Below are 23821 nucleotides of genomic sequence, written 5' to 3'. Positions count from 1 at the left end.
AAACTACACCACGGAGGTAAATGAGGTAAACTACAAAAACATGAAGATTGTGGAGTCAAGTAGTACAGGCATAGTTGTATACGAGCCAGAAAAGAATCAGATCGACTACTACCCCGGTGGCTACTCCCTAATAATTCCCCAAACTTTCAACTGGTCATATGGGGGTTATTTTGAAAACAAAACGGTAAATACAAACATAACAGTAATTCATTGGCGAGGGAAATATTACGTAAAGATAAGTGGCATCAAGCTGCCCTTGTACTTCACAAATAATGGAAAGCCCATAACACCCCTTTACAAAAAAGGTGATTACTACGTATACAGAGAGAAAGACCTAAACGTGAGAAATGGAACGGCTTATTTTGAAACACCCTATTATATCCTAAAAGTGGAGGTAAAAGAAGAGCCCTTCGGCGAAGTTCTAGTATTTGGACATTTCAACTTTCATGCCCAGTTCCACCGTGCATTAATTCCGTACTGAGGCAATATTCCTTTGGTTTTTTAAATCATAAGATTCCAATGGAGCACATGGAGCATCGGGGCGTGTTTATAGTAACCTTTATTAGGGTTTTTGCTGAATTCTTTCGGGTGGTTGTCGTGATCCCCAGATGGGATCACAGACTCAAAGACCCTGAAAGCGTGGCATTCGCAATTCTTGACGTTTTAGCAGACTTCGAATCAGAAGGAAAGCTGAAGAACCTGCCAAAATCCAAAAAATTTCCAGTAAAAACAATACTGGCAATACTCCTCTTTAAACAATACTACAACCTACCCCTCAGAGACGCCCAGCACTACGGCAGAAAATTCTTCGGAGCAAACATTCACTACTCAACCCTCCACAACTGGGAGAAAAAGCTGAACCTCGAAGAACTGACAAACCACCTCCTGAAAAAACTCCAGAAATTACCCTACGCCAGCACTCAAGCAGACTCAACCATTATTACAAATAAAAAAAGGGCAGGATAGAAGTTCAGGCAATAACGAGAATCCTGCCGGGTTTACTGTATCCGGTTGCTGTGAAGATCACAACTTCTGAGAACGAGCTGATTGAACTCCTGCCGGGGGGTTCTGGGAATTTTTATGCTGATGGGGCTTATGATTCAAAGAAAGTTCTGAACACTGTGGTGGAAAAGGGTTATCGGCCGATTGTTAAGAAAACTAAGAACGCTCCAGGTGGTTTTGGTAGTAAGAAGAGAGACAGAGTGTTTTCTGAAGAAGAGTACAGGCATAGGAATCCTCATGAGGGGTTCTGGGGTGCGTTTACAACGTGGTTTGGCAGTAGGATCCCCTGTTTTCTGAAAAAGACTACTGTAACCCGAATCCTGCTTGGGGTAATGTGTTATGGTCTGAAAATCCTCCTCAGAGTCAAATACTGTTTAAATAACAGGGGGTGAAACTAAACACGCCTGGAGCATCGAAAGATTTATAAATTCATTTTGAGTTATCAACATCGACGCCCCGGTGGTGTAGCCCGGTCAATCATGCGGGACTCTCGATCCCGCGACCCGGGTTCAAATCCCGGCCGGGGCACCAGAATTCTTACGGGCCCGTGGCTCAGCCTGGTCAGAGCGCCCGCCTGATAAGCGGGAGGTCCGGGGTTCGAAGCCCCGCGGGCCCACCAAAAAATGCTCTTCTACGAGAGCGCTACTTCTTCAGTGAGGGATTATGCACATCAAAAGTTACATTGCAAAACTAATCGAGCTTGTCGAGCTTGAACGAGAGGCTGAGATAGAGGCAATGCGCGAAGAGATGCGCAGGCTTAGAGGTTACGAGAGGGAAAAACTTGGAAGGGCTATTCTAAACCTCAATGGAAAAATAATTGGCGAAGAATTCGGCTTTAAGCTTGTCAAGTATGGAAGAAAAGAGCCATTTAAAACAGAGATAAGCGTTGGGGATCTGGTTCTAATCAGCCGAGGAAATCCTCTAATGAGTGACCTTGTTGGAACCGTTGTTGAAAAGGGGAGCAGGTTTATTGTTGTCGCCTTGGAATCAGTCCCTTCTTGGGCTTTGAGAAACGTTAGAATAGACCTCTATGCAAACGATGTAACCTTTAGAAGGCAGATAGAGAACCTAAAAAGCCTCAGCGAAAATGGCATTAAAGCCCTGAAGTTCACCCTAAACCAGGAAAAACCCATGAAGAGCACTCCTCAGGAGTTTGAACCCTTCGATAAAAACCTCAACCCCACACAGAGAAAAGCTATAAGTCTCGCCCTTGGTAGTGAGGACTTCTTCTTAATCCATGGCCCCTTTGGAACTGGAAAGACGAGAACTCTTGCAGAGCTCATTCTCCAGGAAGTTAAGAGAGGAAGTAAAGTCCTTGTAACAGCGGAGAGCAACGTCGCAGTTGACAACCTCGTGGAGAGGCTCTGGGGAAAGGTCAAGCTCGTTCGATTAGGCCACCCTTCGAGAGTCTCAAAGCACCTGAAGGAATCAACCCTCGCATTTCAGGTTGAGAGCCACGAGAGGTACAGAAGGGTCAGAGAGCTTAGAAATAAGGCCGAGAGGCTTGCCATGATGAGAGATCAACACAAGAAACCTACACCCAGCCTTAGAAGAGGGTTAACCAACAAGCAGATCCTAAAGCTGGCCGAGAAGGGCAGAGGGACAAGGGGAGTCCCCGCAAAGGACGTCAAGGAGATGGCACAGTGGATAGTGCTAAACGAAGAGGTGCAGAAGCTCTACAAGTTTGCCGGAAAGATAGAGGAGGAGATAATCAGAGAAATAATCTACAAAGCGGATGTAATCTTGAGCACAAACTCCTCTGCAGCCCTTGAGTTCATAAGGGATGTGGAGTTCGATGTTGCGGTAATAGATGAAGCATCCCAAGCGACGATTCCAAGTGTTCTGATTCCAATCGCAAAAGCCAAGCGCTTTGTTTTGGCTGGAGACCACAAACAGCTACCCCCGACGATCCTAAGTGAAGAGGCAAAAGAACTTAGCGAGACGCTTTTTGAAAAGCTCATCCAGCTCTATCCAGAGAAAGCGAAGATGCTTGAAATACAGTACAGGATGAACGAGAAGCTCATGGAGTTTCCGAGCAGAGAGTTCTACAATGGCAAAATAAAAGCGGATGAAAGCGTGAAGAACATAACTCTGGCTGACCTGAAAGTGAGGGAACCGTTTTTCGGAGAGCCCTGGGACTCAATTCTGAAAAGAGAAGAGCCACTCGTTTTTGTCGATACTGCGGAGAGAAGAGACAAGTGGGAGAGGCAGAGGAAAGGCTCCACCTCAAGAGAAAATCCGCTCGAGGCACTCTTGGTTAAAGAGATAGTGGAGAGGCTCTTGAGGATGGGGGTTAAAGAAGAGTGGATAGGGATAATCACACCCTATGATGATCAGGTTGACCTGATACAATCGCTAGTAGGGGAAGAGGTTGAAGTTCACACGGTAGATGGCTACCAGGGAAGGGAGAAAGAAGTGATAGTGCTGTCTTTTGTGAGGTCGAATAAGGAGGGCGAACTGGGGTTTTTAACTGATCTGAGAAGGCTTAACGTTGCTCTAACAAGGGCAAAGAGAAAGCTGATTGCTATTGGGGACAGCGAAACCCTGAGCAACCATCCCACGTACAAGCGCTTTTTGGAGTTCGTGAAAAGGCATGGAAGATATATAACGGTTGGAAATGCAGAGATACACTAATTTTTCCTCCTTATTTGGGGGAGAGCTGAGAATGGAGACACAAACGAAAGACCCATTAGACTGATAATTGGAACCACTGCCAAAAGGCTCAGTGAAGAGGCTATGGCAAAGTTCAGGAAGGAATCAATTTGCGACGCTACAAATCCCCCAGCCAGGCTCCCCAAAACGAACCCCGCAGAGTTCACTAAATTTGCAGTCGCTAAAGCACTCCCCTGCTCTTTTGGAGAACTCATCCTCCCTATGAGAGAAGTTGATGAAACGCTTATGTAGGACCAGGAGTAGCCCCAGAGGACATAGCTTCCAGCGGCTGAGATGAGTAAAGCATAAGGAACGTTAAAGGGGAGCAGCAATAAGAGGATCCCAAGGCTTCTAAAGAAGTACCCCTGAGTTAGTGCCAAAGCAGGGTTCTTGGACTTAAGCTTTGTCCCTACCCTCTGATAGAGCATTGCCGAAATTGAGGAATTTAGTATGGCAAACCCGAAGACTTCTTGACTTGTAACCCCGTTCTTTATCAAAAACACCGGGAGCTGGGTAGAGTACATACCCGAGGATACCCAGAAAAAAAGCGAAGACAGATAAAAGCCGCTGAGCTTCGGAGAAACTTTCAATTTTGTGGGCAAATGGATGATAAAGTTGGGGAGATAGCGGCCTTTCTGAACAACCTGGGTCACAAAGGGCTTGATGTTGTTTCTGTGCAGGTAAACCGGAGCTTCCCTGATGGTTTTCAAAGCCATAACAAAGCCTGGAATGTTCACCACGGCAAAGAGAAGGAAGAGCTCCTTAAAACTCAATAACCTAACCAGCATAAATCCTATCAAAAGCCCCAAAACCCAAGCCCAACCCCCAATTTTGTTGAACCTCCCGACGGCCTCATCCCACCTTGTCTTTCTCACGTTTCTGAAGAGAAGAACAATGGGTATCGAGACTGTCGAAGCTAGGAAAAATGAATAAACCGCGTTGATTAATAGAAGATCCCAAAAGCTTCCTGCAAACGTCAGCAGGCTTAGAAAGATTGAAGTGCTCAGAAGACCCATTAGAATAAAGACCTTTCTTTTAAGTGTTTTATCGCTCAATCTGCCCCAGAATATCGTCCCTATAGTGGAGGCAAAGGTCGAGAGTGCGTTCAATAGTCCTATCTCTCCTGCCCCAGCACCGAGATGCATAGCATAGAGGGGAACGACTTGAGAAGAGCCACCTGTGGCTATCTTAAAGGGCACGAAGGCATAAAACCACCTAGGCATTTGGGTGTTCTGGACTATTAGGGATGCCTTTCTTGCCTGCATGCTTGTGGCTACTTTTTTCTTCATCCTCACCACCTTGTTACTCTCCCGCCGAAAGAAGTTCGCTTTATAAAGTTTTAGGACGCAAAAAGAGATCCAATGTCCAAAGAAGAGCATGGAGGAAGGAAAAATTCACCAGCCCTGAACAAATCTCAAAACTTCATCTCCAACTCTGCCCTCTTCCACATCAGCTATTGCTTTTTCAAGCTTATCAAGGCCCTCATCGAGGGTCTCTTCCTCAATCGTTAGCGGAGGCTGTATTCTCAGGACGTTCCCCTGCAGGAAGGCAACGATTAATCCGAGTTCATAAGCCCTCCAGACGACCTTCTTAGCTTCATCATATGCCCTCTCCTTGGTCTCCCTGTCCTTAACCAAATCAACGCCTATCATAAGTCCCTTCCCTCTCACGTCGCCGATAAGCTCATGCTCCGTTTTCATTTTTTCAAGCCTCTTCATGGTGTAATCTCCAAGCTTTTCTGCCCTCTTTAAGAGATCTTTTTCTTCAATCTCCCCAATCACAGCAAGAGCCGCCCTGCTCGCAACGGGATTTCCAATTAATGTAAAAGCATGCCCCAAAGGTGGGAGAGAGTCCATGATTTCAGCCCTGCCGATTACGGCACTTATTGGCAGACCTCCCCCAAGAGGCTTCGCCACGGTTATTATGTCCGGCTTAACTCCAAAATGCTCTATGGCAAACCATTTCCCAGTTCTCCCAAGACCGCTCTGAACTTCATCTACAGCTAAAAGAATCCCATGCTCATCGAGGATTCTTTTGACCCTCTTGAAGTAATCCTCGGGAGGTACGACCATTCCGGCATCGCCTTGAATCGGTTCGGCAAACAAAGCGGCAACACCATCTGCATAAACTTCTCCCTCAAACTTCGCCTTGATATACTCGATGCACTCCATTTTACACGAGTTTCTTTCTTTTCCAAAGGGACATCTGTAGCAGTCCGGATATGGGATATAGTGAACATCACTGAGCTCTCCTACTAGCGCCCTGACGTGAAAGTCCAAGCCAGTTATGCTTGATGCACCGTAAGTTGAGCCATAATAACTCTTAAGATAGCTTAGAAGGGTTCTCCTTTTGGTATAAGCCCGGACAAACTTTATTGCCCCGTCGTTTGCATCGCTTCCGCTCAAACCAAAGGCTATTTTTGGCCCCTCAATCGGCGAAATCTCCGCAAGCTTTTCCGCAAGGAGGAGGGGCTCAACTGTAAAGCCGTAGATGAAAGTGAAGTGTATGAGCTTTTCAGCTTGGTCTTTTATCGCATTAACAACTCGCTCGTTGTTGCGGCCAACGTTTTGAACTGCAGCATCACTAAGAAAGTCTATGTACTCCCTCCCCTCAATATCCCACACCTTCGCGTTTTTGGCTTTAACCGCAACTATTGGGGCATAGGTTACACGGGAAGCCTTCGGAAAGACTCGTGAATATCGCTCTATAATCTCTTCCTTTCTCAATTCTCCCACCGAGTTAAATATGCGTTTGAAATTAATAGCATTTTCGGTCAAATTTTGCTGAATCTGACAAAAATACCACAAAACATTTAAAATTCAGCAGACCAATATTTAAACAAAATGCTAACTAGGTGAATGAAATGAAATTGGATGAAATAGATAAAAGCATACTAAGGCTGCTCCAGGAAGATGGAAGGATGAGCTATTCAGAGATAGCAAGGAAAATAGGAGTGCCCGAATCAACCGTAAGGCTCCGGGTAAAAAAGCTCATGGAAGAAGGGATAATAAGGAAGTTCGCTGCCCTAATAAACCCCTTCAAAGCTGGCTACAGCATAGTGGCATTCATAGCCGTTGACATCGAGCCCAACAAGGTCAAAAGAGCGGTTGAAGAGCTTTCCAAACTTCCGGAAGTCGATGTTTTGGGAATAGCCACCGGAGCCCACGACGTTCTCATGCAGGTAACCGTGAAAGACCTCCAGGAACTCGAGAACTTCTTAATAGAAAAGCTTGGAAAAATTGAGGGAATAAAGAGCACGGAAACGTCAATCCTAACAAGCGTTAAAAAATGGGGATATGCAAGGGTGTTTTAGTGATTTTTCCTTGGCCCCTTCAATATTGAGATCCTCCTCTTCGTTTCTTTCACAGCTTCCACTCTCTTCTCCATTTTTCCCTGTTTCATGGCCTCCACTTCTTCTTTAAACGCCCACTTTAGCAACGGTGGGGTTATTAAAACAGAGACCGTTATGAAAATCAGCGTGGCTGCAATGAACTTTGGGGCATCGCTTTCTGGAATTGCACCACCGTGGATTGCAACCATGAGGTTAACAAGCGCAACTTCAGTCCTTGGGATTGAGCTAATCCCCATCTGGAGAGCCTTTCTAGCACTCCACCCCATAATCAGGGTTCCCAGCCCTCTGCCGACGACTTTTCCAACAACTGCAATTGTCGTCAAAACAGCCGCAAGAGATAGGGCATCAAAGCTGGTAAAAACCCTCAAATCAAGCATCGCTCCGGTGTACACAAAGAACACAGGGACTAAAAATCCGTAAGCTATTGCCTTCACGTCTTCCATTATTCTCTTACCCTCTGGAAGTTTTGATAGAACCAAACCGGCCATAAAAGCTCCCTCTATAGCGGCATCAAACCAGTGTTCTGCCAATGCTGAAAAGAAAAACATCAAAGCAAGAACCATCCCCAAAACACCCTTCTCCACGTGCAGCCATTCCGAAAAGCGTATGTACTTTTCGATCGTATACCAAGCAACCAAACCCGTGATTATAAAGAAGACGGCCATTTTGCTTATTAATCCCAAAATGCTTCCAGTACCAACTGCGAAGATGATCAAAGCTATTCCAAGGAAGTCATCCATAACGCTCGCACTCAAAGAAGCCGCTCCGACATCACTCCTCAAAACCCCAAGATCCATCATAACTCTAACGGTTATTCCTATGCTGGTTGCCGTTAGTAGAACTCCCCCGGCAAAGGCCTCTTTAGAAGGATATCCCATTAGCTTGAGCCCAAAGTACCCAAGAACTAGAGGAACAAAAACCCCCATGAGAGTAGAAACAGTTGCAACAGCACCGGTTTTTTTGAGCATCTCAACATCCGCGTCAAGACCGCCCAAGAAGAGCAGGAAAATTATGCCCAGGCGAGCAAGAAATTCGAAAGTTTCATCTGAATGCAGGGTAAGGTATTCGGGATTCACAAGTCCGAAGTAAATCAAATTTCCCAGAATCATACCCATTAGTATCTCGCCCAAAACTCCAGGAAGCTCAAAGCGCTCCATTAGATGATCTCCTATCTTTCCGAAGATGAGAGCTACTCCAATGGTGAAGAGGATCCATTCTGGAGCCATTGTACACCACCCACCTTCATCAGTCTTAGGAACTCGTCAATGAGTAACCTCAGGCTTATCTCTCCCTTTAGAGTATTGTTTTCATCGACGATCGCCAAGATTTGCACTTTGTACCTCCTCATCCTTGTAAGGGCATCCATAACCGTGGCATTTTCGTCTATTGTCATAACGTTGCGCTCCATGACATCGGAAGCCTTTTCCGCCCCACCCAAGATGGATTTAAAAACCGTGCTTATGTTGCCAAGCCTTGCCTTTGTGTTCTCCGGCGGAAGGAGAATAGACAGGACATCAAGATACCGTATAACCCCCTCAAGCTTCATTTCATCCCTGTTGTTTACAACCCACACGTGGTGTCTTGTCCTGAGCAGCTTAAGCACATCAACGATAGGAGAATCAGCAGTAACAATTGGCATCGAGGGTATCGACGGCATTATATCCTTCAACTTCATCGAATAAAAAGTTTGAAGGGCTTTCTCGACGTCACCCATATTTTCACCACCATTCATCTATTTTGGAAGTTCTTAAAAAGATGCGTGCCAAAAAATTTACATCTCTAAACATGATACTGTTAGGATAAGCGGTAGGGCGTTAGGTTTAAGTTTCTGATAATTTTTCAGAAAAAGAAGGGAGAGAAATGAAGGCTGAGAGCATTCTATACTCACTGATTTCAGTCTTAAAACCTTTTCGCCGCAACAAAATCCCACCAGAAAAGAAAATCAGAGCAGTAGAACTATACCTGCGAGGCCTCAGCTACAGACAAGTCGGAAAAATCCTCAAAATCAGCCACACAACAGTCTGGGAGGCAGTTCAAAACTAGCAGAAGCAGTTTACCAGCCAACACTCCTCGCAGTAAGAAAACAGAGGAATTTTATCGCAGTTGATGAGACTGTCGTAAAAATCAACGGGGAGAAGAGATTTCTCTGGGCTGCACTTGACGTTGAGAGCAGGGAAGTTCTCGCAGTCTGGATTACAACAACCAGAAACTGGTGGATTGCTAGAGACTTCATTCTGGTTGTTTTGAAATCCTGCAAAGGACAGCCTGTTTTTCTGGTTGATGGTGGGAAGTGGTACAAGTCTGCTTTTAAATCCCTTGGACTGGATTTTGTTCACGTAACCTTCGGGCCGAGGAACTGTATTGAACGCTGGTTCAGGACTTTAAAAGAAAGAACAAAGCGTTTCTGGAATAATTTCAGGGCTAGAGACTGGAGGAGGGTTCACAGGTTTGTTTTTCTGTTTGCGTTCTGGTATAATTTTGTTAGGTTTCATTCTCGGTTTGGTTGTCCGCCTGGTGATGTGACTGAGTGGCTTCAAGAGGTGATGCCCCAGTTATCCTGACAGTATCCTAAACATTTATAACCCACAAAGCATATCCCCGAATTAGGTGAGTTTCATGAAAAAAGTTCTAACGGGGTTGCTGCTTGTACTGGTAGTGCTTACCAGCATGTGTATATCTGACAATCCCTCATCTTCATCGTCTCCCAGCACAGCAACAGAAACGTTCACACTAGATAAAGCAAAGTTCCACTTTTACATGTACGGACTGGCAACATGCCCCCACTGTAAGAAAATGAAAGAAGATATTCCAAAGTTTTTTGGGGAAGAGGCTTTAACATACTACGAGTTGCAGGGAAACGAACATAACGGAAAGATGTTTGAACAGCTCTATGAAATCCTTGGAGTAACTGGCGTTCCGGTAATAGGAGTATTCTACGAAGGAAAGCTCTATGCAATAGTGAACGGAGAATTTCCAGTGGACTACGCCGACGACCTTGTCGAAGAAGCCAAAAAAGCTGAGGGAGTCCTTTTTATAACTGACAAGACGTATCTAATCCCGGAAAACCAGACCGAAATCATTAATAAGCTTGAATATATTTTCACCAATGGTGAGCCGAGTGAGGTCTGAAATCAAGGCCCTCATGTTGATAATTTTGTCTTCAATTGGATTAACAGCGGGGATATTGGCAATTCTCGGGTTGAAGAACTTAATCTACCCTCTACTCGCACTGGCAGGTGCTGATTCAATAAACCCCTGTACGTTCGTCATTTACACCATGCTTCTCATAGCCCTATCCCTCAAAGAAAACATCTCCAAAAGAAGAATCTATGCCGTTGGACTGGCCTTTGTTGCTGCAGTTTACATCTCATACTACCTCCTCGGGATTGGTCTGGTGATACTTACGAAGACAATCCCGGTATGGGTCGCAGGAGTGGTTTCAATAGCATTCGGCGCTTACACATTTGTAACCGGCTATATGGAAAAAAGCAGGATAGCAAAGAAGAAAGAAGTTAGAAAAAGCATATTCAGCAGGGAAGCAACCCTCTTTGGAGCTTTCTCTCTCGGCATCATAATATCCTTTACACTCCTCCCGTGTTCCTCGGGAACTTATCTGGCATATGCAATCCTTATATCCAAAGTAGGGAGAGGCCTAACCCTGATCCTCCTGGCACTTTACAACGTCATCTTTGTCCTCCCGCTGCTCATAATACTCTTCACAGTCGGAAGCATAACAGAGAGCAAATCAATCTCACAGAGAATAGTCCAAAAGTCCAGAGAGCTTTCAATGATTGCAGGAACATTGCTGATACTCCTTGGAATATACGTTATTCTTGGGATGTAGGAAAGCTTAAATTTTCCAAATGCAAAACTTATTTGGTGTTTGCATGCAGGAATGGTACTAGTCACGGGCTCTTTATGAAACTGTGTCAAAACTCATAAAGAGGGGTGACTTCGAGAACGCACTTCAAATTGCAGAGTCGATTCCCGATAAGGTGATAAGGGCAAAGTCAATGTCAATGGTAACGGTAGAGATGGCAAAGCAGGGAAGAGACTACCATGATGCTCTCAACCAAACAATAGAAGCTATCTTTGAAATTGAAAACGATGAGAGTATCACTAAAGCCCTTATGAGCCTGGCTTTCGAGTTTCTTGGGCTTGGTAAACCAGACGAAGCTTTAAAAATAGCCGGACTTATAAGAGATATCTCCAACAGGTCAAAAATACAGGCTGAGGTGGCATTAGCCCTCGCAAGAGAGGGAAAGATTCAGGAGGCGTTTAAGATTATTAACGATATTCTCGATGAAGACGTTAAAACATGGGCAACCTCAAAACTTGCCTCCGAATTGAAGCATTGACATCCTTTTGATTATTCTGTGCTTTTCTTTTTCTAAAATACACCCTTAATAGTCCATAATCTTTTTTAAACCCCTTTGTTAGCTCCTTGGTGCAAGAGAGGGAGGTGATAAAATGAAGGAACTCGTGGGACTCATAGGCATGCTTCTTCTCGTGAGTTCTTGGGTGCCCCAAACATGGGAAACAATCAAAAACAAGAGATGTCCACTAAACTTGGAGTTTGTTCTGGTTTACGTTACTGCCTCAACACTGCTCGCAATCTATTCGTATCTAATAGGGGACTGGGTATTCCTAACCCTAAACTCCCTGGCAGCCCTCCAGAGTGGTGTCAATCTCTACGTTAAGCTGAGATACAAATGATTACCTTCTCTCATTCCAACAAGCCCCCAAATCGAATTACGTGCCCTTTTCAGGGCCTTTTCTAAATCCTCCTTGCCTGCTCCAGGTTTTAGGTTGAGGGTTAATCTTTCCAAAATCGTTCTTTCCTTGAATGACTTTGAATGGTTTTCATGTTTCAATATTATGATTAAGAACGTAAAAGCATTTCGGCATTGTTCCTTTATTTGATAAAGCTTTTATGGTAATTTCCCAAATCTATTTTGGTGATCGACATGGAGCTGAAAGGAAAAGTCGCTTTAGTAACCGGAGCCTCTCGGGGAATAGGAAGGGCAATTGCAGTTGCTCTGGCAAAGAAGGGATGTAACGTGATTATAAACTACGCAAGGGATGAAGAAAACGCAAAGAAAACCGAAGAAATGTGCAGAGCTTATGGAGTGGAAACCCTTACAGTTAGGGCAGATGTGAGCAACAGAGAAGAAGTCAGAGAGATGGTGGAAAAGGCCATCGAAAAGTTTGGAAGGATTGACATCCTAATCAACAATGCCGGAATCCTTGGAAAGACAATAAACCCGAGGGAGATAAGCGACGAAGAGTGGGACAGAGTTCTGGGAGTTAACCTAAAGGGAGCCTTCATAGTTACGCAAGAGGTTCTCAAATACATGAAGAGAGGCAAAATAGTCAACATAGCCTCAATAGCCGGTAAAGACGGAGGGACTGTAGGGGCCCACTATGCTGCATCAAAAGGAGGTTTGATAGCGCTCACCTTCAACCTTGCAAGACACTTAGCACCGAACATTTTAGTAAATGCCGTTGCCCCAGGACCCGTTGAAACCGATATGATAAACGAGGAGATGAGAGAAAGGCCAAGAAAGCTTTCATTGACCGGAGAGATAGCCAAGCCAGAGGATATAGCCCATGCAGTTATTTTTCTGCTAGAAAACGATCACATAACCGGAGAAGTCGTTGACGTCAACGGAGGTCGCCTGATGGATTAAGTTTTTATTGATATTTTTCAATTTTTCCTTTATGAGGGTAATCTGGGAGAAAGAGGTAGCAGCAGAGGAAATTATTGTTTCACCAAGACCGGTGTGGAAGTGCAGAAGCTGTCCAGCCTATGGAAAAAGCCCTTCCTGCCCGCCTCATGCTCCCTCATGGAGGGAAGCAAGAGAACTAGTACAGCACTACAAAAGAGCGCTCCTGATAAAGTTTAGCATTAATTCTGAAAATTTTGACGAAGAAAAACGAAAGGTATTGAATTACATTCTCAAAAGAGAAGAAGAGCTGTTCAAAGGCGGGAACTTCTATGCAACAGCACTATTTCCGGGAAACTGCAACCTCTGTGAAGAGTGCGAATTCGAGAAAAGCGGAAAATGCAAAATGCCAAGTAAGGTAAGGCCCTCAATAGACGCCGTGGGGATAGAGCTCTCAAAAATAGTCAAGCTCAACTTCTCCGAAAGTGTTTTGTATGGGCTCATCCTTATAGATTAAAGTGGAGCCTATGAAGGCATATATCACAATGCTCGGAAGGTCAACGTGGGCCATGATAAACTCATACTACGCCGTGGTTATGAGGGGCTACAGGCCAGATAAGATCTACATCTTTCTGGAGGATATCTATTCCGAGAAGCTGCCAAAAGCTGTGGAAGCCCTGAAGATAATTTCCAGTGAATACGGCTTTTCTCCAGAGATAGAATGGGCGATAATAGAGGAAGACAACTTTCTCGAGGCAGATGAGAAGATAGGAGAACTCCTCAAAAAGCTGAAAGAAGAAGGATACGAAGTTTCTGTTGACATAACCTCTGGAAGAAAGGCCTTAGTAGCAGGAGCAGCTATTCATGCAATTCCACTGGAAGTGGAGCACCTCTTTTACCTTTCACTTAGGGACTTGGAATACGCAAACAGGCCATACATGATGATTCCTCTGCACATTCAAAGACTAAAGGACTTTATGGAGGGCAGGCGATGGAAAAAATTATAGAGAAGCCCGAACTCCAGATACTCATAAACCTAATCCAGATGCGGGACAAGATAAGAGTAAGCAGCCCCCTCTACAACATTCCGCTTTTAGAGGCGTTTCCCTACAGAGAGGGCTACAAAATACGGGTGTTGGCCAAAGAAGACGAATTTCATAAAGTACTTCGAGGGAAAGAAAAGTACCTATACGATCTTCCCACATACAGAGACTTTTATGAGTGCTTCCTTTCCAGTGGAATCATAAACTACGCAAACATAGAAGAGTTCCAGGAGAAGCTCAACGCATACAAGAGCCTCACGAAGGGGATAGTCTTCGCCCCGGATACAAACCTGCTGTACCACGCATTCTTATCAAAGCTTAGGGGAGTGGAAGGAATCCAGATAGCCATAGTGGATCTGGTCAAGAAGGAAATAGAAAACTCAATGAACTTCAAATACAAGCCAGCACAACTAAAAGAGCTGAGGAAAATTCTCTACAATTCACATCTGCTTCAAGAGTTCAGTAATAGAAGAATGAAGAAATCGAGGAAGGCCGCGTACATAGCTCTAAGGGAGTATGAAAAAATAAAAGACAAGGTAATAGAGGTAAAAAGCGTCGATGAAAAGACGAACACAAACGACGAGCGGATAATAAAGAGCTTAAAGGAGTTCGATAAGAATACACCGGCACTTGTAGTTCTCTTAACGGCAGATATAGCGATGACCGACATAGCTAAAATCGAAGGCGTCGAGTACTTTCTCTTTGAATATCCCCACGAAGAGCTAAGCGAACACTACGCAACTGGTTATCAGTTGAGGACCTTAATCTTCAATTTAGCGGCAGTTTTTGGCGTTATAGAAATGAACAACGTGCTTTTGTTTGGTGAATTTAGAGGGAAAACTGGGCTAAACGAATTGAAGTTGGTCTTTAAGAAGGACATACATCAAGAGTTTCATTTCCACTGGAACTTGTGCAGGAGGCTTATGGAGCTGAAAATTGAAAAGTAGCTAAAGGTAGCCGACATCATCTTTTGGAGATTTGCCCTTGATTATTGTCTCCAAGAATTCTTTGGCATCTTTTGGATCCATCCCAACCTTAACTACCAAGAAGTTCAGAATTTCTTCTTTTTTGGCACCTTTTTCAAGTCTTTCCAGCACCATCATTGCAACTCTCTCAAAAACTGCCCGTGCAAACTCCTCCTCAAGCCCCAGCGCCGTCACCACTTGATTCAGACCAATCAAGAGGCTCGTAAGGGCATCGTTAAATTCCTCTTTTCCGAGCGTTTTCCTGTCCAAGTCAACCCTCAAGGTTATCTCCTCGTTCATCCCGGTTATGCAGAACTTTATCAGATTTAACTTATCGCTCAGCACCAAAAGGGTATGGTAAACTTTCAAGCGCTCTGGCAACTCCAATGCAACAGTCTCCAATCCAAGCGGAACTATAAGGTGAACAAACTCATCGGTTATCACGATGTTGAGAACAAACGGAATTTTGGGATGTTCAGCAACATAGAAATTCTCTGCAGTTTTTGTAACTTTCCACGGAAGGTCCACTATATCCTTAGCACCATCATACCCTTCTTCCAGCCACTTGAGTACTTCCACAGGAACCACCTTATGAAGTTGACCTTTGAAGTATTTAAGCTCATTCTTCCAGAGGAAGCAGTGCTCCCGAAGAATTCAAAAGCCATATAGAAATTTTACAATAGCCAAGCATCGAACAGTTTGATTCTCATTTCCTATGGACAGAAAAATGAACTGGAATGTACATTAAAACCAGAGCATTGAGGTTCCTAGATGTGCATTGGATTTAACAAAAATACTTACCAAGAGGTTTATTGTTAAACAGTCTCTTAACCCCCCAGAGTTCCATTTCCTGTGGAAACGGCGCAAAACACCAATCTTTTTGTTATTAAATTGGTGTAAACACTCCCGTTGTATCTGTGTTTTTGGATATATATACTTATCTATGAACATTGTTCAAAAAATAACGGAATTAAACGATAGAGGGAATAACTAATGTCGGTTAGTATTTAAGTATCGTGAACAAAATACTATTGGTGAATGTTAAGAACCTTTTTAAATGCTGTTTACATTATCTCCATTCGCGAAATCCGTCCATTCGTCCAAACCGGGTTCCAGTGGAAATGAAACTCTGGGGGGTTTGTTAGAGGATTTTATGAACGCTTAGATAAGCATGGAAGAGGAGCTTTATTTCCACTGGAACTTTTAATCATTGATGTATTAACTATATCATCATTATACAAAATTATGGTGTTTTATTTCCACTGGAAAAGTGAAGTTTTTTAAGGTTAGGCTTTAACTTCTAATGCAATGATACCCATTCCGTTAGTTAGACGGCTTTTGAAGATAAGGACAAAGCTGAAAAGGAGCAAAATATTCGCTCTTGCATTAGCTGTGGTTTTGCTTGCGATAATCTTGGCATTGCTTTACATGTATGCTGAGGGGGTGGACTTCTTCACGGCTCTTTACTGGGCGGTCATAACAATGGCGACCATTGGATATGGAGACATAACACCATCAACCGCCCTTGGCAGGATTATAGCGATTTTTGCCTCTATTGGTGGAATAGCAACGTTTACAGCTTTTGTTTCAATCCTTGCCGAATATTTCTTGTCTGGCTCGATTAGGAGGATGATGGGGATGCACAGGGTAAAGTTTAAGGATCATTACGTTATCATGGGGAGGGGAGAAAGTGTAGAAAGCGCTTTGCTGGAGCTTATGGATGCTATAAGTAAAAATCAAGCTCCCAAAAAGCCAATAATCGTCATTCTTCCGAACGATGATGAGAGGAAGAAGCTTACCATTCCAGAGGAAGTGGAAGTTATCATCGGGGAGTTCACAAATAGGGAAACGTTGGAGAGAGCAAATATCGGGAACGCTGGTTATGTTCTACTGGCTTTGGGCGATGATTCCGAGTCCGTGTTCGTGACGTTAATGATAAAACAGCTTTCTAAGGCAAAGGTCTTTGTGGAGGTTCTTAAACACGAGAGTGTCCCCCTCTTAAGACAAGCTGGAGCAGATAGGGTAATAACCAGCAGAACTTTGGCTGGAAGGTTGCTTGCAAGCGCAGTCTTTGAGCCCGAGGTTGTTGACGTCATAGATGATATAACAACAGCCCTCGGGAGATATGATATAACTTCTCTAAGACTCCCCGAGATGGATAGAATGGCTTTTGGAGAAGCATTCAAAATTCTCTATTCCAGAGGGCTATTTCTCCTTGGTTATGCAAAAGAAGAAATTCACCTCATGCCACCTCTCGATGAGCCGATTCCAGAAGGTGCAAAGCTGTTGGTTATCCAGTCTGCAAAGTAGAGTTTCATTTCCACTGGAAATCTCAAACTTAAGGCCTTTATTTTTGTATTCTGGCTTTACTAATCAATGGTTTTGTAATTTTCAGCCTTTAAGTCCTTTTTTCGGGCATGGGAAAAATATATAAGCACTTTGAATCCACTACTATGTAGAATCATGCTTATGGGTGGTAACTATGGCGAGAAAAAAGAAAGTTGAGGATGGAATTAAAGAGCTTGAAGAGTTTGAAGAGCTTGAGGATTTCGAAGAACTTGGGGATGTTGAAGAATTGTCAAATGAAGCTGAAAAAACCAAAAAGAAGGAAATAAGAAGCTTGGAAGATCTTCCCGGAGTTGGACCCGCAACTGCTGAAAAGCTTAGAGAGGCAGGTTATGATAGTTTGGAAGCAATAGCAGTTGCATCTCCACTGGAACTAAAGGAGCTTGCTGGAATAAGTGAAGGGGCTGCTTTAAAGATCATTCAAGCCGCGAGAGAAGCTGCCAATATTGGAACCTTTATGCGTGCCGACGAGTATTTAAAAAAGAGGGCTGTTGTGGGCAAGATTACTACCGGAAGCAAGGCCTTAGATAAGCTTCTCGGCGGTGGAATTGAAACACAGGCTATTTCCGAGGTATTTGGAGAGTTTGGAAGTGGAAAATGCTTTGCAAAGGACACTCCAATCTATTACGAAAATGACACAGTAGTGCATTTTGAGAGCATAGAGGAAATGTATACAAAGTATGCACTCAAAAATGGCGAAGTTCCATTTGATAATGGCTTCGCTGTTCCAGTGGATACTGTGACCGTTTACGCCTTTGATCTTGACAGCGGAGAAGTAAAAAGGACAAAGGCAAGTTACATTTACCGGGAGAAGGTCTCAAACCTTGTAGAACTTAAGCTTTCAACTGGGATCAACATTAAAGTAACACTTCCTCACCCTGTGTTGGTATTTAGGGATGGGTTCCAGTGGATAAAGGCTGGAGAAATCAAAAGGGGAGATGTGCTTGTAGGGGTTAGGAAAGTACCAGCAAATTCTTTGACTATTGATGAGGATGATGCATACTTTTTGGGTCTATTTGTGGCTGAAGGTACAGCAAACCCTGTTTCGATAACAACAGGCTCTGAAGTTATCAAGGACTTTATCGTCGAGTACCTAAAAAGCAAAGACGGTTACACTCCAACGGTAGAAACGAGAAGGGGGCTTTATAGGATTCTTATAAGAAAGAGCACGGTAGATAGAGTACTTGGGAACTTAGCGAAGAGTGACGCAAGCACAAAAGAAGTTCCGGATGTAATTCTCAATGGGGATGAAACAACATTGATGGCATTTTTAGCCGGATATGTGGATGGTGACGGATACGTATCTAACAGTATTGTAGAGTTATCAACAAAAAGCAAAAAACTTGCAGATGGCTTAGTTTTCCTGTTAAAGCGTTTGGGAATAACCTCCACGGTTTCAGAGAAACTCATTGAAGGAAAGACGTACTACAGGCTTTATATAACTGGTGAAGACAGAAGCCTGCTTGAGGATGTAATTAAAAAGTCAAAAATTAAAGTTGGTGGATTTAATTCAGGAGGGATTGGGAGGTATCCACCACAGCTTGCACGGTACCTAGGAAAGCTTTATTCACACTTCAAGTTGCCTAAACGAGAAGGTGAGACAGCATATCACCTGCTAACACGTTCAAAGGAAGTTTGGTTTACTGAAAAGACGTTAGAGAAAATAGAAGAGTACTTTAAAAAAGCCCTTGCAGAGCTTGAGCGTGCTGAAAAAGAACTTTGCAATACTGATAAGCCAAAGCTACCATTTTCATGGACAGTCCTCAAAAAATATGGTTTTACAGAAGGTCAAATTAAAAATTACCGCTACCGGGGGATTCCTAAAGATACAGAATTAAGAGCTAAAGTTATATCCGCGCTAAAATCTGAAATTCAACACCTAAGAGAAATAGCAAGGCATGCACTTGAGGTGATATCTTTAGCTAGGAAGCTCTCATTCTACGAAGTTGAGAGCGTTAGCTTGGTGGAGTACAATGACTACGTCTACGATCTGGTGGTTCCAGAGGTTCACAACTTTGTTGCACCAAACGGGCTGATACTCCATAATACCCAATTAGCCCATACATTGGCTGTTCTCGTCCAAAAGCCCCCAGAAGAGGGCGGATTGAATGGAAGCGTAATCTGGATTGACACCGAGAACACCTTCAGACCGGAGAGAATAAAGCAAATAGCGGAAAATAGGGGTATGGATCCGGAGGAAGTACTAAAGAACATTTATGTTGCTAGGGCATTTAACTCCAATCATCAAATGCTCCTTGTGGAAAAAGCTGAGGAAATCATCAAACAAAAGGCTGCAAGTGATAGGCCGGTTAAACTTCTTGTGGTGGATTCTCTCACAGGACACTTTAGGTCTGAATACGTGGGAAGGGGAACACTTGCGGAAAGGCAACAAAAGCTTGCAAAACATCTGGCAGACCTTCATCGTCTAGCTAACCTTTACGACATAGCAGTATTCGTTACCAACCAGGTTCAAGCGAGACCTGATGCATTCTTTGGCGATCCAACAAGACCAATAGGCGGTCATATCTTGGCACACTCCGCCACTGTTAGAGTTTATTTAAGGAAAGGAAAGGCCGGAAAGAGGATTGCGAGACTTATAGACTCTCCGCATCTGCCTGAAGGAGAAGCGGCGTTTACGATAACTGAAAAAGGAATTGAAGATTAGCCCTTTAACTTTTTAAACTCTTTTCTAAATTTCCTTTGAGGATCTATGAAGGTAGAGGCAAAGCTGAACCCAACTTACGAAGAGATCGTGGATATTTTCAACCGGGCCCTCTCAAAAGAGGCTATAGTGAATATCTTTGCCCATTGCAGGGTTTTTTACGATGGAAGGGCCAAGAGTGAACTCGGCCCGGGTGATAGGGTTATATTAATAAAGCCTGATGGCTCCTTTTTAATTCACCAAAAGGAAAAGCGAGAGCCTGTCAATTGGCAACCCCCTGGGAGTTCTGTCGGGCTTGAGATAAATGATGGGAAGTTGTTCCTTAGGAGCGTCCGGCGAAAGCCTCGGGAGATTCTTGAAGTGGAGCTCCTTAACGTTTACCTTATATCTTATTTTCAGGCGGAAGACTATGAGGAGCTGGCATTAACGGGCAGTGAGGCAGAGATGGCTGACCTGATTTTTGAGGACCCTTCTCTTATTGAAGCGGGCTTTAAACCGTTATTTAGGGAAAAGCCCATAAAGCATGGAATTGTGGACGTTCTTGGAGTGGACAAAGAGGGAAACATTGTTATCCTTGAGCTCAAGCGCAGGAGGGCTGATTTGCATGCTGTTAGTCAGCTCAAGAGGTATGTCGAGGCCATGAGAGAAGAACATGAAAAAGTGCGTGGCATTTTGGTTGCTCCCTCTCTAACTTCCGGTGCCAAAAAACTTTTGGAAAAAGAAGGGTTGGAGTTTAGAAAGCTAACTCCTCCAAAAAGGGGAAAATCCAAAAGGGGAAGGCAAAAAACTCTTTTTGACTAGCCCATTGCCATTTCGTGTGGAAGCATTTCTCTGACTTTTACTTTCATTACGTTGTCTTCGCTTGAAACTTCAATTACTTTCCCCAGCCCCACAAGCCTTAGCTGTATTCTGCACACGGTAACTTCTCGCTCATCGCTCTCTTCCCAAGGTATTCTCTGTTCCATCTCTTCCATCTTTAGGACTTCTGCTATTATTCCCTCTGTTCCGCGAGTTATGTCTTGGGGGGTTTCATAGGTTAAGAATACCCTTTCTCCTGGCTTTAATTTTCGGGTAACAATAACGTTTCTTGCACTTCTTACCTCTATTGTCCTGTAGGGATTTCTCATGAGTTGATCAAGAGTTTTCCGGGCTATCCCCCCAAGTACAAGGAGTTCCATACCCTTCACCTCACAGATAAACACTTTCGTATTCTTTTTCGACCCTTCTTCTCGCGGACTCCATCTGTTCGTGCATTTTTCTCAGCTGCTCTTCTATCATCTCTGCTTCCTTCAGCAAAGGTTCGGTTGAAACCTCTATTGGGGCTAATTTTTTGAGCACCTCAATTACATTTGCTGCTGCCCTTGGGTCGGGTCTATCGCCGAAAGTCTCTCCCAGAATGGCATATGCCTTGAGCTTTTCTTTACTCGCTTCCCACAACAGTTTTCCGCTCATCCCCATTATGGAGCCGTATTTCAGTATCTTGACCCCCAATTTTTCTAAATCCTTGTTTTCTTCTTCACTCCCACCTACGCCCCAGACTTCCATTTGTTCTTTGAAAAAGCCAATTCCCATGCCGCCAAGTGAAATTACCTTCTCAGCATTGTTTTCTTTTAGGTAGCCAACGATTTCTCTTGCTATCTCGTTTACCAAAGTTGGAGGAATGTATATGTCTGCAACAGCAATGATAATATTGTCCTTCCCGTAGAATCTCAATGGTGGGTTTGGTTTGCCCTCCAGAATTAGAGACATTGGTGGTAAAAACGGGCTCTCCACGTAGCCTATCATTTCCATGTTGAGTTCTTTTGCTATAAAATTAGCAGCTATATGCCCTACAAGCCCAATCCCGGGATATCCTTCAATAAAAATGGCTCTTTCAATTTTTGGAAGTATCAGCTCAACCGGTTTTTGCATTTTTCCCACCCCCCATGACAATATTTAGTAATTAAAAGTTATTAAATCTTTTGCCGTTGTTAGTGTACAGATTTGTGTTACTCTGATTAGTGGTTAATAAAATATGAATAGAAAAAGTATATCAACCATAAATGCGACCCTTTTACGGTGGTTTGGGATGGATAGTAGCGATCATTGGAAGTTTAGTACTAATAGATTAAAGATTGCAACTGTGGCAAAGCCGCCGTGGAGCTATAAATCTCATAATGGAAAACTGGAGAGGATTATTTTAAGTCTAGGCAGTGGAAAAGGAAAATTTTCGGAGATTTATGGTATTCCCCGTTCTCTCGGCTGCATAGGGAACAACAGGTTTATCTTGAGAGACGAGAAAATAGGGATAGAAGAAATTGAAAGGGTGGTTAAAGAGTTTACAAGACTGGGCGGTCGGGAGATATACTTGGTGAACTATGACGAAGTTGAAGAGTTAATTGAAATTTCAAGGCATATCTCGGCAAGCTTTCCTGGAGATGTTTTTGCTACGATTAGAATTGAAGACATCAATGCCCTTGATCCGGTGGAAGGCTTAAAGGTGATAGTGGAGATGGAGTATTCGGAAGATGCTCTCTCGGAACTGGAACATCTAAAATGGGCTCATGGAGCACTAATAATGGCAAGGTATAAGGAATACACTGAGCTTCTTCAGCAAAAAGTTGAGTTTCCTGGAGAAGTTTATGTGGATATCCTTTTTCCAGGTTCACTAAAAAACGTTGAGTTTAACCTGTTTGAGGTTAAGAAGCTCTTGCCTTCCTCTCCAAACAAGTACCACAGTTGCTTGGCTGGTACGATCGCTATAGCTGCAGATGGTTACATAACTCCCTGCCCCTTGCTGAGGAATTTCGTGGTTGGCAACATAAGAAAGGATAAACTCTGGTACCTGCCTAGAAGAAAAGTTCTAAATCAGTTTTGGACACTCACCAAAGATAATATAACTCTCTGTCGCTCGTGTCCATTTAAATACACGTGCCACGACTGCAGGGCGCTTGAATATCAAGCATCTGGAGATATCCATGGTATAGAATACTGTGAATTTTTGGGGATTAAAGTTAATCAAAATCCAGAATAGAGTGGTACCCTTTTCCGTCCTTTTTCACTGCTTTGGAAAACGAAAATCCCCTTATCCCGAAATCAAACATGTCAAAATAGTATATGCCAAACCTATCAACGTACTTACTGAATTCAAGAATTTTTTGATATATGTCCTCTTCACTTGAGAAGTACCATTCTATGAGATAGCCCTCAGGCTTTATTACACCGATCATTATCTCATGCTCTTTGAACTTATCTAAAAATTCTTTGCTGAGAGATCTTGCTATTCCACAGAATCCTCTGTTGTAGGCTTCTTCATTTACTACCGTCATAAAGCCCCTTAGTATTCCTAACTCCTTGAGCCTGTTTATCATGTACCTTATTGTTGGTCTCTTTTTTCCCAAGGCTTCTTCTATTTCCTTCATCGGTGTTCTTGCATCTCTTTTTAGGATATCAAGCAAGAGGGCGTAGTCATAGCTAAACTCCCACTTTCCAAACTCCAGTTTCTTTGAGGGATAAGCGTATACCTCGTAGTATTCATAATTTGGAGAATACCTTGACAGCAGTTCGTCTATTTTGTCCCTCTGCTCTAGGGGGACATACATTACTGTTGAAACCCCGTTTATAAAACCGAAAAACGGAACTGCAACGGGAATAAAGGAATTGCGGTACATTCTGGCAATTGTGGATTTTATGTTCTCTCTTGGAACCGATAGAAATGCCACGTAGCTCATGAGCCCGAGTTTAGCTATGCTAATTGATGCAACCATATGCACACTCTTGGAGGGACCATAATATTTATCAAAAAGTTTTTTGAGCTTTGGGTAGCTAATATTTTCTTTCTTGGCTATACTCCTAATGCTTTCAAGTGGATATTTGTTCAGCAAATTTATTAGAAATTCAATCTCCTCTTTGTTGACTGAAATGCCACTCATCAGTAATTAGTTTCCATAAATTATGTTATATACCCTAGTTCCCATTAGATCGTTAGAGTTATAAGCACTTAAGTCTTTTGGTTGATTGGTGGTTGTTATGAACTTTCAGCAGGAAATCCTGATCATAAAATCCGAAATCTATCCGATAATCAGCAAACACTACCCGAAAAACACTCACAGGGAAATAATCAGCCTCTACGACCTAATAACCTTCGCAATACT

General features: G+C 43.4%; 25 protein-coding genes, 2 tRNA genes and 2 pseudogenes. 21 read left to right on the top strand and 8 right to left on the bottom strand.

Annotated elements, in window-relative coordinates:
• The 6 genes from THEPK_RS03445 to THEPK_RS03420 form a co-directional block, all read left to right on the top strand.
• The coding region (locus tag THEPK_RS03445; protein ID WP_198011281.1) for a hypothetical protein at nt 1–481 on the top strand (481 nt) is incomplete at its 5' end.
• A gap of 62 nt (nt 482–543) precedes the next feature.
• A complete protein-coding gene (locus THEPK_RS03440; RefSeq protein ID WP_156882076.1) occupies nt 544–966 on the top strand; it encodes a hypothetical protein in 423 nt (140 codons plus the stop codon).
• A 50-nt stretch (nt 967–1016) separates the two neighbouring features.
• A complete protein-coding gene (locus tag THEPK_RS03435) occupies nt 1017–1394 on the top strand; it encodes a hypothetical protein (RefSeq protein ID WP_042696758.1) in 378 nt (125 codons plus the stop codon).
• Between the two features lie 61 nt (nt 1395–1455).
• Nucleotides 1456–1533, top strand: a tRNA-Glu gene (locus THEPK_RS03430).
• 10 nt (nt 1534–1543) lie between these two features.
• Nucleotides 1544–1621: transfer RNA gene (locus THEPK_RS03425), tRNA-Ile, on the top strand.
• Nucleotides 1622–1665: 44 nt separating this feature from the next.
• The gene (locus THEPK_RS03420; RefSeq protein WP_042698385.1) at nt 1666–3636 is read left to right on the top strand and encodes an IGHMBP2 family helicase; all 1971 of its coding nucleotides are present in this window, start codon (nt 1666–1668) and stop codon (nt 3634–3636) included.
• Here THEPK_RS03420 and THEPK_RS03415 read toward each other — a convergent pair.
• Complete coding sequence (locus tag THEPK_RS03415) at nt 3633–4943, bottom strand: MFS transporter (RefSeq protein WP_042698382.1); 1311 nt, start codon at nt 4941–4943, stop codon at nt 3633–3635. The two genes, THEPK_RS03420 and THEPK_RS03415, sit on opposite strands and share 4 nt — an antisense overlap.
• Before the next feature lie 105 nt (nt 4944–5048).
• On the bottom strand, nt 5049–6380 hold the full coding sequence (locus THEPK_RS03410; RefSeq protein WP_042698379.1) for a leucine/methionine racemase: 1332 nt from the start codon (nt 6378–6380) through the stop codon (nt 5049–5051).
• Between the two features lie 137 nt (nt 6381–6517).
• Here THEPK_RS03410 and THEPK_RS03405 point away from each other — a divergent pair, with 137 nt between their 5' ends.
• Complete coding sequence (locus tag THEPK_RS03405) at nt 6518–6967, top strand: Lrp/AsnC family transcriptional regulator (RefSeq protein ID WP_042698376.1); 450 nt, start codon at nt 6518–6520, stop codon at nt 6965–6967.
• On the opposite strand, the gene THEPK_RS03400 is transcribed toward THEPK_RS03405, so the two are convergent.
• The gene (locus THEPK_RS03400) at nt 6964–8232 is read right to left on the bottom strand and encodes a cation:proton antiporter (RefSeq protein ID WP_042698373.1); all 1269 of its coding nucleotides are present in this window, start codon (nt 8230–8232) and stop codon (nt 6964–6966) included. The genes THEPK_RS03405 and THEPK_RS03400 overlap by 4 nt on opposite strands.
• Entirely contained in the window at nt 8196–8720 is a 525-nt protein-coding gene (locus tag THEPK_RS03395; RefSeq protein WP_042698370.1) for a CBS domain-containing protein, read from the bottom strand. The genes THEPK_RS03400 and THEPK_RS03395 overlap by 37 nt, the downstream gene beginning before the upstream one ends.
• Before the next feature lie 146 nt (nt 8721–8866).
• Here THEPK_RS03395 and THEPK_RS03390 point away from each other — a divergent pair.
• The 9 genes and pseudogenes from THEPK_RS03390 to THEPK_RS03350 all read left to right on the top strand — a co-directional run bounded on the left by THEPK_RS03390 (nt 8867) and on the right by THEPK_RS03350 (nt 14662).
• A pseudogene (locus THEPK_RS03390) lies at nt 8867–9567 on the top strand (IS6-like element ISPfu2 family transposase).
• 55 nt (nt 9568–9622) lie between these two features.
• Nucleotides 9623–10135, top strand: a complete 513-nt coding sequence (locus THEPK_RS03385) for a glutaredoxin (RefSeq protein WP_042698367.1) — start codon at nt 9623–9625, stop codon at nt 10133–10135.
• Nucleotides 10125–10850: a cytochrome c biogenesis CcdA family protein gene (locus THEPK_RS03380; RefSeq protein ID WP_042698365.1), complete on the top strand. Its 726-nt coding sequence runs from the start codon at nt 10125–10127 to the stop codon at nt 10848–10850. Before THEPK_RS03385 ends, THEPK_RS03380 begins: the two co-directional genes overlap by 11 nt.
• Nucleotides 10851–10932: 82 nt before the next feature.
• Nucleotides 10933–11364: a hypothetical protein gene (locus THEPK_RS03375; RefSeq protein ID WP_232194514.1), complete on the top strand. Its 432-nt coding sequence runs from the start codon at nt 10933–10935 to the stop codon at nt 11362–11364.
• 112 nt (nt 11365–11476) lie between these two features.
• Nucleotides 11477–11722, top strand: coding sequence for a PQ-loop domain-containing transporter (locus THEPK_RS03370; protein ID WP_004069952.1), 246 nt, complete (start codon nt 11477–11479; stop codon nt 11720–11722).
• Nucleotides 11723–11973: 251 nt separating this feature from the next.
• On the top strand, nt 11974–12696 hold the full coding sequence (locus THEPK_RS03365; RefSeq protein ID WP_042698363.1) for an SDR family NAD(P)-dependent oxidoreductase: 723 nt from the start codon (nt 11974–11976) through the stop codon (nt 12694–12696).
• A 31-nt stretch (nt 12697–12727) separates the two neighbouring features.
• A complete protein-coding gene (locus THEPK_RS03360) occupies nt 12728–13189 on the top strand; it encodes a DUF2284 domain-containing protein (RefSeq protein ID WP_042700494.1) in 462 nt (153 codons plus the stop codon).
• A gap of 10 nt (nt 13190–13199) precedes the next feature.
• On the top strand, nt 13200–13679 hold the full coding sequence (locus tag THEPK_RS03355; protein WP_042698359.1) for a hypothetical protein: 480 nt from the start codon (nt 13200–13202) through the stop codon (nt 13677–13679).
• The gene (locus THEPK_RS03350) at nt 13664–14662 is read left to right on the top strand and encodes a PIN domain-containing protein (protein WP_042698356.1); all 999 of its coding nucleotides are present in this window, start codon (nt 13664–13666) and stop codon (nt 14660–14662) included. The genes THEPK_RS03355 and THEPK_RS03350 overlap by 16 nt, the downstream gene beginning before the upstream one ends.
• Here THEPK_RS03350 and THEPK_RS03345 read toward each other — a convergent pair whose 3' ends face one another.
• Nucleotides 14663–15259, bottom strand: coding sequence for a DNA-binding protein (locus tag THEPK_RS03345; RefSeq protein WP_232194513.1), 597 nt, complete (start codon nt 15257–15259; stop codon nt 14663–14665).
• A gap of 729 nt (nt 15260–15988) precedes the next feature.
• On the opposite strand from THEPK_RS03345, the gene THEPK_RS03340 reads away from it, so the two are divergent.
• From THEPK_RS03340 to nucS, 3 genes are all read left to right on the top strand, one after another.
• On the top strand, nt 15989–16990 hold the full coding sequence (locus THEPK_RS03340; protein ID WP_042698350.1) for a potassium channel family protein: 1002 nt from the start codon (nt 15989–15991) through the stop codon (nt 16988–16990).
• A gap of 172 nt (nt 16991–17162) precedes the next feature.
• Nucleotides 17163–19691, top strand: a complete 2529-nt coding sequence (gene radA / locus THEPK_RS03335) for a DNA repair and recombination protein RadA (RefSeq protein WP_042698347.1) — start codon at nt 17163–17165, stop codon at nt 19689–19691.
• A gap of 45 nt (nt 19692–19736) precedes the next feature.
• Nucleotides 19737–20489 carry an endonuclease NucS gene (nucS, locus tag THEPK_RS03330; RefSeq protein ID WP_083965023.1) on the top strand — a complete coding sequence of 251 codons (753 nt, stop codon included), beginning with the start codon at nt 19737–19739 and terminating at the stop codon, nt 20487–20489.
• On the opposite strand, the gene THEPK_RS03325 is transcribed toward nucS, so the two are convergent.
• Both THEPK_RS03325 and THEPK_RS03320 read right to left on the bottom strand, forming a co-directional pair.
• Complete coding sequence (locus THEPK_RS03325; protein WP_042698342.1) at nt 20486–20866, bottom strand: DUF473 domain-containing protein; 381 nt, start codon at nt 20864–20866, stop codon at nt 20486–20488. The genes nucS and THEPK_RS03325 overlap by 4 nt on opposite strands.
• A 10-nt stretch (nt 20867–20876) precedes the next feature.
• On the bottom strand, nt 20877–21599 hold the full coding sequence (locus THEPK_RS03320) for a proteasome assembly chaperone family protein (RefSeq protein ID WP_042698339.1): 723 nt from the start codon (nt 21597–21599) through the stop codon (nt 20877–20879).
• Nucleotides 21600–21756: 157 nt separating this feature from the next.
• Between THEPK_RS03320 and THEPK_RS03315 the strand changes: the two genes are divergently transcribed.
• Entirely contained in the window at nt 21757–22701 is a 945-nt protein-coding gene (locus THEPK_RS03315; protein ID WP_042698336.1) for an SPASM domain-containing protein, read from the top strand.
• On the opposite strand, the gene THEPK_RS03310 is transcribed toward THEPK_RS03315, so the two are convergent.
• Nucleotides 22682–23599: an Lrp/AsnC family transcriptional regulator gene (locus THEPK_RS03310; RefSeq protein ID WP_042698333.1), complete on the bottom strand. Its 918-nt coding sequence runs from the start codon at nt 23597–23599 to the stop codon at nt 22682–22684. The two genes, THEPK_RS03315 and THEPK_RS03310, sit on opposite strands and share 20 nt — an antisense overlap.
• An 88-nt stretch (nt 23600–23687) precedes the next feature.
• Between THEPK_RS03310 and THEPK_RS12950 the strand changes: the two are divergent.
• A pseudogene (locus THEPK_RS12950) lies at nt 23688–23821 on the top strand (IS982 family transposase); the annotation flags it as partial.

This window comes from Thermococcus sp. PK, from assembly GCF_000430485.1.
Lineage (GTDB): Archaea > Methanobacteriota_B > Thermococci > Thermococcales > Thermococcaceae > Thermococcus_A > Thermococcus_A bergensis.
Note: the sequence above shows the minus strand (reverse complement) of the source record. Positions and strands in the feature narration are given on the sequence as shown.

Coding starts and splice junctions, on each gene's coding strand:
- THEPK_RS03355 (WP_042698359.1), top strand. CDS start 13,200: ATGAAGGCATATATCACAATGCTCGGAAGGTCAACGTGGGCCATGATA.
- THEPK_RS03320 (WP_042698339.1), bottom strand. CDS start 21,599: ATGCAAAAACCGGTTGAGCTGATACTTCCAAAAATTGAAAGAGCCATT.
- THEPK_RS03325 (WP_042698342.1), bottom strand. CDS start 20,866: ATGGAACTCCTTGTACTTGGGGGGATAGCCCGGAAAACTCTTGATCAA.
- THEPK_RS03385 (WP_042698367.1), top strand. CDS start 9,623: ATGAAAAAAGTTCTAACGGGGTTGCTGCTTGTACTGGTAGTGCTTACC.
- nucS (WP_083965023.1), top strand. CDS start 19,737: ATGAAGGTAGAGGCAAAGCTGAACCCAACTTACGAAGAGATCGTGGAT.
- THEPK_RS03315 (WP_042698336.1), top strand. CDS start 21,757: ATGGATAGTAGCGATCATTGGAAGTTTAGTACTAATAGATTAAAGATT.
- THEPK_RS03350 (WP_042698356.1), top strand. CDS start 13,664: ATGGAAAAAATTATAGAGAAGCCCGAACTCCAGATACTCATAAACCTA.
- THEPK_RS03420 (WP_042698385.1), top strand. CDS start 1,666: ATGCACATCAAAAGTTACATTGCAAAACTAATCGAGCTTGTCGAGCTT.
- radA (WP_042698347.1), top strand. CDS start 17,163: ATGGCGAGAAAAAAGAAAGTTGAGGATGGAATTAAAGAGCTTGAAGAG.
- THEPK_RS03395 (WP_042698370.1), bottom strand. CDS start 8,720: ATGGGTGACGTCGAGAAAGCCCTTCAAACTTTTTATTCGATGAAGTTG.
- THEPK_RS03400 (WP_042698373.1), bottom strand. CDS start 8,232: ATGGCTCCAGAATGGATCCTCTTCACCATTGGAGTAGCTCTCATCTTC.
- THEPK_RS03360 (WP_042700494.1), top strand. CDS start 12,728: ATGAGGGTAATCTGGGAGAAAGAGGTAGCAGCAGAGGAAATTATTGTT.
- THEPK_RS03415 (WP_042698382.1), bottom strand. CDS start 4,943: ATGAAGAAAAAAGTAGCCACAAGCATGCAGGCAAGAAAGGCATCCCTA.
- THEPK_RS03340 (WP_042698350.1), top strand. CDS start 15,989: ATGATACCCATTCCGTTAGTTAGACGGCTTTTGAAGATAAGGACAAAG.
- THEPK_RS03405 (WP_042698376.1), top strand. CDS start 6,518: ATGAAATTGGATGAAATAGATAAAAGCATACTAAGGCTGCTCCAGGAA.
- THEPK_RS03310 (WP_042698333.1), bottom strand. CDS start 23,599: ATGAGTGGCATTTCAGTCAACAAAGAGGAGATTGAATTTCTAATAAAT.
- THEPK_RS03370 (WP_004069952.1), top strand. CDS start 11,477: ATGAAGGAACTCGTGGGACTCATAGGCATGCTTCTTCTCGTGAGTTCT.
- THEPK_RS03365 (WP_042698363.1), top strand. CDS start 11,974: ATGGAGCTGAAAGGAAAAGTCGCTTTAGTAACCGGAGCCTCTCGGGGA.